The 11781-nt window shown below is 40.5% G+C and carries 10 protein-coding genes; 5 read left to right on the top strand and 5 right to left on the bottom strand.

The genetic code is table 11. The features are described from left to right. Positions 1 to 2 precede the first annotated feature (2 nt). The 5 genes from serB to hemJ all read left to right on the top strand — a co-directional run bounded on the left by serB (position 3) and on the right by hemJ (position 5004). Positions 3 to 1292, top strand: coding sequence for a phosphoserine phosphatase SerB (gene serB / locus AC2SLL_RS04010; protein WP_486530385.1), 1290 nt, complete (start codon positions 3 to 5; stop codon positions 1290 to 1292). Between the two features lie 362 nt (positions 1293 to 1654). Further along, positions 1655 to 2074, top strand: coding sequence for an AciT family ciprofloxacin tolerance protein (aciT, locus tag AC2SLL_RS04005; RefSeq protein ID WP_486530384.1), 420 nt, complete (start codon positions 1655 to 1657; stop codon positions 2072 to 2074). Between the two features lie 246 nt (positions 2075 to 2320). Continuing rightward, positions 2321 to 2827 carry a hypothetical protein gene (locus tag AC2SLL_RS04000; protein WP_486530383.1) on the top strand — a complete coding sequence of 169 codons (507 nt, stop codon included), beginning with the start codon at positions 2321 to 2323 and terminating at the stop codon, positions 2825 to 2827. Positions 2828 to 3333: 506 nt separating this feature from the next. After that, entirely contained in the window at positions 3334 to 4461 is a 1128-nt protein-coding gene (bioB, locus tag AC2SLL_RS03995) for a biotin synthase BioB (protein ID WP_486530382.1), read from the top strand. A 108-nt stretch (positions 4462 to 4569) separates the two neighbouring features. Further along, the gene (hemJ, locus tag AC2SLL_RS03990) at positions 4570 to 5004 is read left to right on the top strand and encodes a protoporphyrinogen oxidase HemJ (protein WP_486530381.1); all 435 of its coding nucleotides are present in this window, start codon (positions 4570 to 4572) and stop codon (positions 5002 to 5004) included. A 188-nt stretch (positions 5005 to 5192) separates the two neighbouring features. Here the strand turns inward: hemJ and AC2SLL_RS03985 are convergent, their stop codons facing one another. From AC2SLL_RS03985 to AC2SLL_RS03965, 5 genes are all read right to left on the bottom strand, one after another. Further along, a complete protein-coding gene (locus AC2SLL_RS03985) occupies positions 5193 to 5852 on the bottom strand; it encodes a hypothetical protein (RefSeq protein WP_486530380.1) in 660 nt (219 codons plus the stop codon). 246 nt (positions 5853 to 6098) lie between these two features. After that, positions 6099 to 6584, bottom strand: coding sequence for a hypothetical protein (locus AC2SLL_RS03980; protein WP_486530379.1), 486 nt, complete (start codon positions 6582 to 6584; stop codon positions 6099 to 6101). A gap of 28 nt (positions 6585 to 6612) precedes the next feature. After that, positions 6613 to 7329: a ribonuclease PH gene (gene rph / locus AC2SLL_RS03975; protein WP_486530378.1), complete on the bottom strand. Its 717-nt coding sequence runs from the start codon at positions 7327 to 7329 to the stop codon at positions 6613 to 6615. Positions 7330 to 7514: 185 nt separating this feature from the next. Continuing rightward, complete coding sequence (locus AC2SLL_RS03970) at positions 7515 to 9281, bottom strand: AMP-binding protein (protein WP_486530377.1); 1767 nt, start codon at positions 9279 to 9281, stop codon at positions 7515 to 7517. A gap of 430 nt (positions 9282 to 9711) precedes the next feature. Then, the gene (locus AC2SLL_RS03965) at positions 9712 to 11430 is read right to left on the bottom strand and encodes an AMP-binding protein (protein WP_486530376.1); all 1719 of its coding nucleotides are present in this window, start codon (positions 11428 to 11430) and stop codon (positions 9712 to 9714) included. Between the last annotated feature and the right edge of the window lie 351 nt (positions 11431 to 11781).

Here is an 11781-nt window from a genome sequence, read left to right as displayed (position 1 = left end):
CCATGACAAAAAATACTACAACTAATTATCAAAATAACAGCTTCAGTACAGAAAAAACACCCTCCGAGATCACGGCAAACTTTGCCAGCTTTGGATCCGGAATGGCACAGCACCTAAAGGGTTGGCTGCGTGCATTACAACAAGCCAATGACTTATTGCCACGTCATTTACGCTTTGACGATGTTAATCTTGACGATTTAAATAATTCTAATAATAAAATATCACTTGATCTAATTGAGCAACTTGAAACCCTACCAGTATTCTCGCTATCAGTTGTTGTACATCAACAAGCTCTTATTAATGAGGGGAATACAGATAAAAAGACTCAATTTGAATCACATATTAAGGAATGGGCTACCCATAACCCTTTATGGCAAATTATTAAAGTACCTTATGCACATGATAACTTAGAGGACCACTCAGGTAGTGACCGGCTAACTTCAGTATTTACATATCGCTATGTGCTTTTGCCAACAGATGCCTCTACCATGCAGCCCAATAAAAAGGCGGCCGCTGCTCGTCTTTTAGATGACGGTATAACCGCACATCTGCGCCAATTTATTGATACATTACCGATTACAGCAGATCTGGGCGGTGATGCAGCTATAGACTGTCATATTATCTCGCTTGCCAAAATGTTACGCCCCCATCGTTTAGTGTGTTTTGACATGGACTCCACTTTAATCGAACAAGAGGTAATTGTAGAGCTGGCAAAGCATGCAGGGATTGGCGAGCAAGTCAGCGAAATTACCGAGTCTGCAATGCGTGGAGAAATCGATTTTGATACGTCATTTAGCAACCGTGTTGCCCTACTCGAAAATTTATCAACTGACGTACTCGATGAAGTCCAAAGTAAATTAACATTGTCAGCTGGTGCACGCACCTTGATGGCCAACTTAAAAAAGCTTGGTTATCACACCATGCTGGTATCTGGTGGTTTTACTTATTTTGCTCAGCGCATCGCCCAAGAGCTTGGCATCGATGAGGTCTATGCCAACGAGCTTGATATAGAAGAGAATATCGTTACCGGTAATGTCATCCTACCCATCATTAATGGTGAGCGCAAAGCGGCTTTGGTTGAGCAGGTGGCTCAGCGTCTTGGCATTAACGCCGCACAGGTTGTCTGTGTCGGTGATGGTGCAAACGATTTACCCATGATGGCCTATGCAGATCTAGGGGTGGCTTACCATGCCAAGCCTATTGTGCGTTCACGTGCGGATGCTGCCATTAACGCAACTGGACTAGAAGGGGTGCTTTATGTCTTGGGATACGCTGCTCAAGATTTATTGTAAAGTTGGTTTTAAATAGTTGGTATAACACTGCTATTAAAATCCGTTTAATACTACATACAAATAAAACTTTTATGACAGTTTGGAGATTAAATTTAGCGCAAAATATTTCTATAACACTGTCACAAAAGTTTCATATAAAATATTTGTTGGTAAAAATTGTTCCAAACCAATTAATTGTCTAGGTTAGCAAAAATATGCCTATTTTTTGGCAGAACAACACGACAGCTACTGTCGTAAATTGTTAGTCATTGTCTTTTTATTTCCATAAAATACAAGCATAATAACAATCAATGAGAAACAACTTACACCGTTCAACATGACTTTTGATGTTGTATTTGTTGACAGTACATGAGGCAATCAAAATGGCACCTAGCATAATCTTGGCCACCAACTTCAATTGGTTTTCCAGCGTAATTTCATGGTCTACACTTGGCTTAGTACTTATTGCCATAGGCATCTTTGCGACACTCTTATCGAATCATCGCTATCTGCTAGCGTATCTGCTTGGCGGTATGGGCTACTGGCTTGTAGTAGAGGGTATTCAATCTGTTGTTGCCAGCACCTTTACTATTGACATATGGCATAGCTATGTTGCATCGCTTGCCATCACTTGGTTTGTACCAAGCCTTGTTTTAGCATATCGCTATTCTAGAACACCTACCCATTCTGGCGCTACTAAGGGTATGAAGCTGAAAAGAGGCTCAAAGCCATTGGCACACTCTGATAATTATATCGAGCACACGCCAATTTATAACAACTACAAACCTAGATTCCATAACTAACTGTTTCGCAAGCTTCATGTACAGCAAAAAAGGAAGGCAAGCTTAGCAGAGTTTGCCTTCTTTGCTTTATTAATTACCTTTGTAAATGATTTTGGCCGTACCTTGACAACAAGAGCATTGAAAACCAGTGTAAAAAGCATAATAATAGGAAGTATCACATCACTCATAAATAAAGGTATTAATTAAATATTAACCTATCGTTATGACATCACTTTATTAACTTTTGTTTAATTTCTGGACACTACTATGTTTACTATTCCTGTACTAAATATCAAAGCCGACCCATTAGATGGTCTATTAGCAGCAGTTGGCTATCGTTTATCTATGCTGGCAAATAGTGATAATGAAGACTTCGCTGCGCTATTAGACGGCCGCAATGTTACCATTCAAATTGGTAGCGCTGCCGCGGGTGTTTCTCGTTATTATACTTTTGAAGAAGGTAAATTTAGTCAATATAGTGGCGAAGCCGTTGAGCCAGACCTTAGTATTGACTTTCAAGACTCAGCGACTGGTATAAGATTATTGACGGGTGGTAATGTGGCTGCTTTTATGACGGCAGTGCAAGAAAAAGAAATGAGCATGGAGGGCGATTACAGTTTACTCATGTGGTTTAATAAGCTGTCTAAACACATCGTCCCTGAGATACCAGAAGAGATTAAGCCTTTGCTTCAAAAGGCAAAACCCTATGCTTATAAAGCACAAAGCTTAGCTTCAAATGTTATTGGAATGTTGAAGCATAAACTGTCGAAATGACCAAACGATTGGACAGACTTAATGAGAGCATGTTCTTTTTGACAATAATCTACAGGTTATGCATTAAAAATGGCTGTACTTGCGCTAACCTCTGGATGATTTCTCGTTAATATTTCATTGTTTTGGTTTAAATCAGTCCTGTTTGGCGACCTTTTATTCTTTTTTTTATGCTTATAAGTAAGGTTAATAAAAATACGCCCTAATTTTTAATCATTGCGTTCTTAATCGTTACATCATACTCGATTATAATAAGCGGTTTGCTGTCAGATGATAGGATTGTAAGACTATTGTATTGTTATAATAAGCCTATTTGGACGCCTAAACGCTATCATGCGCTTTAGGCGTTTTTCGTTTATTTAATATCATCAAATAAATGGTACAATTGTACACATAAACCCTAGATATATACTCTATTAACTGAATTATTTGAATTTTAAGAATTAGGTCACTTCATTAGGTATGCCTGAAACACACTCTTATACAAATAATTTGCAAAGGATTGTAGCATGACGATTTTGGTAAAAATTGCAGAGCCCAACTCTGCCGCTAACGATAATATGAATAATAGTTTAGACTACGCCGCTTATACAGATTTAGAGCATTCAAATTTGGATACCGCACCAGTAACTCGTGACCAAATTGCTGAGCTTTTTGAGTTGCCTTTTATGGACTTACTCCTTAAAGCCCAAACTGTACACCGTGAGCATTTCAACGCAAATGAAGTTCAAATCAGTACGTTATTGTCTATTAAAACAGGCAATTGTCCTGAGGACTGCGGCTACTGCTCACAATCAGGACATCACCGCGATAAAACCAAACTACAGGCAGAAAAACGTCTGGAAGTCGATAAAGTGCTAGCCGCTGCTAAACGAGCCAAAGCATCAGGCTCATCACGCTTCTGTATGGGTGCAGCATGGAAGCACCCAAGTAAAAAGGACATGCCGTATATCGCTGAACTTATCAAAGAAGTCAAAGCCTTAGGGATGGAAACCTGTATGACATTGGGTATGCTTAGCCCAGAGCAATCCTCACAACTTGCAGAAGCTGGACTTGATTATTACAACCATAACTTAGATACCTCGCGCCGATATTATAATGAGGTGGTCAGCACACGTAGCTATGATGACCGCCTTGACACCATTCAAAACGTGCGTGATGCTGGTATTAATGTGTGTAGTGGCAGTATTGTGGGTATGGGAGAGAGCCGTGACGACCGTATAGATTGGATTTATGAACTTACCAGCATGCCTCTTCCACCAGAGTCTATTCCTGTCAATCTACTGGTGCCCATTGCTGGCACACCTCTTGGCGATAAAGTCATCAGTGAGGGCCAACTGCCAGTACTGGAATGGATTCGTACCATTGCCGTGACACGTATTTGTTGTCCTAAAAGCTATGTACGGCTATCAGCAGGCCGTGAGAGCCTATCTGACTCTGAGCAAGCATTGGCATTCATGGCAGGCGCAAACTCGTTCTTTTATGGTGATAAACTATTAACCACAGGAAACTCTAGCCAATCTAATGATGATAGGCTAATGGCACAACTTGGGCTTAAGCCTACTAAAGCAATGCCCTCTACAGTACCTGTTGTTAATGCCATGAGTGGTACACGTAGCCATATACACAAAATTTAACAGCCTAACACTTTAACTAATCGTTTAGAGAATAGGCTGGCTAACCTTTTAAAAATGAGTTATAAAAGCGCTTAATCCTTAACACGCACTTAACTCGGTAACTAACCTATGGCAGACTACTTTAACTGGATAAAAGCAGCACATGTTATCTCTATGGTGTGCTGGTTTGCAGCCCTATTTTATCTCCCACGTTTATTCGTTTATCATGCGATGAGTGAAGATAAAGTTAGCCAAGATCGCTTTGTGATTATGGAGCGTAAACTATATCGCGGCATTATGACACCATCGATGATAGCCACTTGGGTGTTTGGCCTATGGATGGTATTTCTAGGATGGGATGTTTATAAGACGCAAGGTTGGCTACATGCCAAAATCTTACTCGTCGTTCTGCTCTCCGCTTATCATGGTATGTGCGGGGCGTATCGTAAGAAACTTGCGTTGAGCCCTCAGCATAAAACGCATGTGTATTGGCGCTGGTTTAACGAAATGCCTGTATTTGTATTGATTGGAGCCGTGTGCTTGGTTATCGTCAAACCCTTTTAACACGCCCGTCAAATTAAAAAACCTGTCAAACCTCTCCCCTTTATAGTGACATACTTAATAGTGACATACTTAAATAATTTCGCTACTAATTTCCCTAAAACGCAGGCGACCAACCCTAGATAGGACAACAAGTAGTATATTGAGGAAGGTCAACAAATACCGTAGCGGATTTATTTGAGACAGTCTAACTATATAGGCCGTATGACATTATAGACATGACTTAAGTCATATACCTTATAACGAGCCGGCTCTTGGCGATTTTCTCCTGCATAGCTCAAAATGAGAGCTTGACTGCTGTCAGGCTCTACCCTACCAATAAATAGGCCACTGTGTTCGACATCATTATATCCATGATTGATAAAATACAGCCAATCTCCTGAGCGCAATTGTTCACGACTAGCATAGGGCCCTGCTTCATAGCTACCTTTAAGCACTGTATCACGGCCTACAGTCGCTCTTGAGAATACCATATTTAAATAGTCCCAACAGCCACCACCGACGATGACTCTTTGGTTCAAGGTCATTACTCTTGCTTGTCGCAATACCCGCTTAGCAGGCTCTGAAGCCATTAACTCTGACGCCTGAACGATCGAAGCGTGTTGCATGGGTAAGTTACTATATGGAGTGCTTTGCAACGCAAAAAGCTGTGAGGGTTGCCACTCATCCGCCTGATAGATTGAATCCTCAGCGCTTGCTAAGGGCATTGTGCTAAGAGCCATGCAAGTGATGGTAAATGTTCTAATCTTCAGATCTGCTAGTAGGTTTGCTACTCTTATTATTGCTACGCTAACTTTATACGTCGTTGCTTCTAATTTAGATAAATTGGGTTTAAATAGGGGTAAAGTCATGGTAATAACCTCAATCTATACACTATGTTGACTGTATTATCTTTGGATGACGGATTCTACTGATGCTATAGTCAAGTAGTCTAAAACTGTTACTAGGTAACAAACAGTATTTAGTATTAGTTTGAATAATATATCATTATTACCGCATCTAAACCCACAAAAAAAGAGCCCGTATACTATTTTATACAGGCTTTTTTTATACAGGCTTTTTTAAAAAATAATGTAAGACTCATATTAGGCAGTGTCCTAGTTTGATTGCATTCTTATATTAGCATTACGCTTATCAAACTTCTGGCCCTGTAGCACAGCTTGCATCACTTGTGCTTCTTTAGGAGAATCAAACCCTGATACCTGACATTTAACGTTGCCATTGACATCAGTAATCAGCAATTCTGCGCCATTAATCTGAACCTTATCATTTGCATGAATAATAATTTGCTGCCGTTTACCAAGCACATTATGCACAAACATACCCTTTTGTACTTTTAGAACCCCATTATTAATTACCTCAGCCGCTTTAGCATTAGAGCGCAGCCTATTAAACACAAAGCTACCAATAATCAAAACAGCTAAAGCGCCAATGGCTAATCGTTCAGGAAGTAAACTCATCGCCAGTGCTACACCAACGGCGCCTATCAATAAGGCACTTGCAAACCAAAACAGTCCATCACCAAAGCCTTTCGCTTTGCCAGAGAGGGTTATATTGGCGCCATGGTCAGTCACTTGTAGCATAATTAACCTTTGAGTCTAGCCTATGAAATTACCAGCCCAATGCCGTTTGCTGTAGTTTCACTAAATCAGCAATACCTTTTTCAGCGACAATAAGCATTTTATCTGCTTCTGCACGGGTAAAAGGCTTTTCCTCAGCTGTTCCTTGAATCTCGATAAACTCACCTTTTTGTGTCATTACCACGTTAAGGTCGGTATCACAGCTTGAATCTTCGCTATAGTTTAGATCTAGCAATATGTCGCCATTTTTAACCCCAACAGAGACAGCAGCCACTAAACCAATCAGAGGATCTTCTTTGATTTTTTTGTTTCTTTGTAGGGTTTCTAAGGCATCAATCAATGCAACAGCCGCACCAGTGATACTGGCCGTACGGGTACCCCCATCTGCTTGGATCACATCACAATCAACATAAATTGTATTCTCGCCAAGTTTACTCATGTCGATCATAGCACGCAAGCTCCGACCAATCAGGCGCTGAATCTCTTGAGTACGTCCCGACTGCTTGCCACGAGCGGCTTCACGTTGGTTACGAGTGTTGGTGGCGCGCGGTAACATGCCATATTCAGCGGTTAACCAGCCTTGACCCTTACCTTTTAACCAGCGAGGAACGCCTGCTTCAACACTGGCTGTACACAGTACTTTGGTGTCGCCAAAACAGACCAGTACTGACCCTTCGGCATGTTTGGTATAGTTTCGTTCAAAAGTTATATTACGAAGTTCATCATGCTGACGGTTATCTATACGCATTGTTTAGCGGTATCCTTTATAAATTAGCTCGTTTATAAAATCGTTGTTTAGTATCTATTTGCTGTTATCGTAACGTCATGGCTACTCAATAGCAAGGCACACCCTTTTAAACAGCGCGATAGCTCAATCATTATCACTGAATTCTAGCGCCAAGTGTGAGCCTCAATCAGGTTTGCAAAATGCGTTTAATCTAAACCTTCCATCTTACGTAACTCTTTACGTAAGATTTTACCGACATTTGATTTAGGTAGCTCATCAACAAACTGTACATGGCGAGGACGTTTATAACCTGTCAACTGTTTTTTGCCAAAATCAAGTAACTCTTGTTCGGTAACATTACCCTTTTTGACCACAAATATTTTAGGCTCCTCGCCACGTTCTTCACTTGGTATACCAATAGCCCCAACCTCTAATACATTTGGATGCTCTGTCATTGCTTCTTCAATCTCATTAGGATACACATTGAAACCAGACACCAAAATCATATCTTTTTTGCGATCAACAATTTTGATAAATCCTTTTTCATCTATAATCCCAATATCGCCAGTCTTGAAATAGCCATCATCAGTGAAGCTATCAGCCGTCTCTTTAGGTCTGTTTTGATACCCTACCATGACTTGTGGTCCTTTGACGCAAATCTCTCCACGTTCGCCAATTGGCATAAGATTACCATCATCATCAATCAAAATAACATCAGTAGCGGGGGCTGGTACACCAATCTTTGCAGTAAAATCTGAAATCGTCATAGGGTTAAAAGTTACCACAGGGGAGGTTTCAGATAGTCCATAGCCTTCCACGATAGGTAAACCTGTTGCTTCGTGCCACTGTTTAGCAACACTTGGTAATACTGACATACCACCACCAATAGAAGCTTTAAGGTTCGAGAAGTCAAGACTTTTAAAGTCTTTGTGATTGACTAATGCATTAAATAAAGTGTTGACTGCTGGAATATAAGCAGGCTTGTACTTAGCCATATCTTTAATAAGACCATCTAAGTCACGCGGGTTTGGAATGAGTAAACCAGCAAGACCTTCATACATCGAATAAAGACCACAGACCATAAATGAGAAAACATGATACAGAGGCAAAGCTGTTAACATAATCTCCGTCTTATTCGGTGTATCTTCAAATGCCGCGCTGATTAAGTTATTTATCTGTAGCATGTTAGCAATCAAGTTGCCATGAGTCAGCATAGCACCTTTTGCCACACCAGTTGTGCCCCCAGTATACTGTAGTAAAGCAACATGACTTAAATCTAGCGTTGGCCTTTCGTATTGATGCGCAGAAACAGACTCAAGCACCTGTTTGAAGGTCTTACTACCTGAAAGTGAGTAGCTTGGCACCATCTTTTTAACATGACGCACTACCATGTTAACCACAAACCCTTTTACTAATCCCAGCATATCACCCATGCTACACACAACCACATGTTCAATATCACCTTTGTCAACAACCTTCTGATAGGTATTAGCAAAGTTCTCAATAACAAATAAGGCCTTAGCCCCACTGTCATGGATTTGATGCTCAAGCTCACGCGAGGTATACAGAGGATTAACATTAACTAATATCATGCCAGCACGAATAATACCCAGTGCCAGTATAGGGTACTGAAGTACGTTAGGCATCATTACTGCTACTTTATCACCCTTCTTAAGCCCTATTGACTGTAAATAGGCCGCTATCTGACGGCTATAATGATCTAGCTCGCGATACGTAATAGACGCATCCATACAGATATAAGCATCTTTACTGCCATAACGAGCAAAGTTACGCTCAAACACATCAAGTAATGAGGTGTCATCTGCCGGCATATCAATGGATGATGACAACCCATAACGCTTATATGTTTCAAGCCAAGGGCGATCGCTTAGAATCTCCGGAAATGTCGGATAGGTACCATGTAAGTGGCTGTCTATAACATGGGTAGAGTCTTGATTGTCTGCTGTAGTCATTAAATTACCTGTAAAATCGTTGGATGTTGTTAATTCGTGTTATGTGTTTCTTTATAAGATAAAAAATAAGATGAAAATTAATAAGATAATAATCTTCATAAGAAACCAGTTCGTGATTATATTTATCTTATATCAAAACATTCTAGAAAATGGAAATTAAAACAAAAAACTAACTGTAAACCAAAACCTGATCCATACTAAAAAAAGGATACGGTGGCGACGCGTATCCCTTCTCCTTGGTCTCTCTTCTCCTTCGTATCCCCTCTCAAACTCAAGTGGGTCACAATACTGTTTATTAAACACTTAACCTTATGTAAAGGATTAAACGTGAACCCTATAGCTTCTTACAGCCTACAAATATAACGTCTACATTAATTCTATTGGCAGTTTCTTGTTGCAGAGATAATGTCAAAGCTTGCTGCTATTTTGACTATCTAGACGCTTCAAGCTTACGCAAATCTTTACGCAGTATTTTGCCGACATTAGATTTAGGTAACTCATCAATAAACTCAACTATACGCGGGCGCTTATATCCCGTTAAGTTATCATGGGCAAACTGTAATACCTCTTCTTCAGTCAAACTCTCATCGCTACGTACCACAAATATCTTAGGTCTCTCACCCGTCCTGCTGTCTTCAACCCCAATGACACCACACTCTAAGATTTTTGGATGATCTGCCATGACATTTTCTACTTCGTTTGGATAGACGTTAAATCCAGAAACAATAATCATATCTTTTTTGCGATCAACGATAGTGAAAACACCTTCATTACTCATAATACCAATATCACCGGTACGAAAGTAACCATCATCGGTCATAACCTCTTGTGTGGCCTCTTCACGATGCCAGTAGCCTTTCATAACCTGCGGCCCACGCACACATATCTCGCCACGCTCTCCGCGCTCAACCTCGTTACCCTCTTCATCTAGAATTGCCATTTCCGTACCGGGCATTGGGGTGCCAATATTGCCCGTAAATTCAGTTGACACTCGGGGATGATTTGCTGACGCGACAGGCGACGTTTCTGACAGCCCATAACCTTGTACGATAATATTCCCCGTTAATTTCTGCCACTTATCAGCGGTATCTTTTAAAACCGCCATACCACCACCCATAGACATCTGCAGCATACTGTGATCAAGTTCTTGAAACGTCTTATCATTGGCAAGCGCATTAAACAGCGTGTTAACAGCTGGGAAGAATGCAGGTGGATACGCTTTATAAGCTTTAATCAAGCTATCTAAATCACGAGGATTCGGCACTAACAACCCAATACATCCTCGATACAACCCAAACATACCACAGACGGTAAACGAAAAAATATGATAGAGCGGCAACGCTGTTAAAATGACCGCTTGCTCGCTTTTGTATGAATCAAACGCCTCACCTAAAAACAGATTACACTGAATCAAGTTGGCTGCCAAGTTACCATGAGTCAGCATGGCACCTTTAGCCACGCCAGTGGTACCGCCCGTATACTGCAACACGGCAACATCTTCTAAAACGATATTGTTCGGACGTTTATAATGCCCCGTAGAAAATCGATTTAAAGCATTTTTAAAAGTCACACTGTTTTTAATGGCGTAATCTGGTACTAGCTTTTTAATATGGCGTACAACCGTATTGACAAGCAAGCCTTTAAACGACCCCATTAAATCGCCCATAGATGCCACGATGACGTGATCTACCAGATCCTTACCGATATCGGCGTAGGTCTTAGCAAAATTTTCTAATATAAACAGTACTTTGGCCTCAGAATCTTCTAGCTGGTGCGCAAGCTCTTTAGAGGTGTACAATGGGTTAACATTTACTAAGGTATATCCTGCCCGCAACACCCCCAGTATTGTCACAGGAGATTGCAAAATATTTGGCATCATGACCGCCACTTTATCGCCTTTTTCAAGCCCTAGTGACTGCAAATACGCGGCAATTTTTCGGCTATATTGGTCTAACTCGTCATAAGAAAGCGCGGCGCCCATACATACAAAAGCAGTTTTACCTTTATAGTCCATAAAGCACTGTTCGAATATGTCTATTAAACTGGTATCGGCTGGCGGCAGTGTCACATCATACTGCACCCCTAGTTTTTCATAGATTTTTAACCAAGGTTTATCGTTATAGCGAATGAGGGTGTCATGATTATCCATAACCTGTAGATCTCCTGTGTTAATACTTACTCTTTCATAGATTTTTTATCTATACTAATCAAAAATCTATGAAAAAATTATATTTTATTTGACGGGTCAGGTCTGTTTTTTCTGTTTCTACTCACGGTCAATGCTGGTATTAACAGGACGCTTGGTTCCAAAATGCTATTATTTGAAAGTCTAATACCCAAAAATAACACATTAATGCCCTCTTATATATAAAACTTATGCCTAATGACTTATATGATAAATTAAAAAGTCAATACGATCTAAATAGCTAGACGGGTTATAAATGCCTTGGCTATACCCATACCTTGGCTATACCCCTATATGATGATGAGGCGCAATGAA

It is taken from the genome of Psychrobacter sp. CX97, from assembly GCF_057396285.1.
Note: the sequence above shows the minus strand (reverse complement) of the source record. Positions and strands in the feature narration are given on the sequence as shown.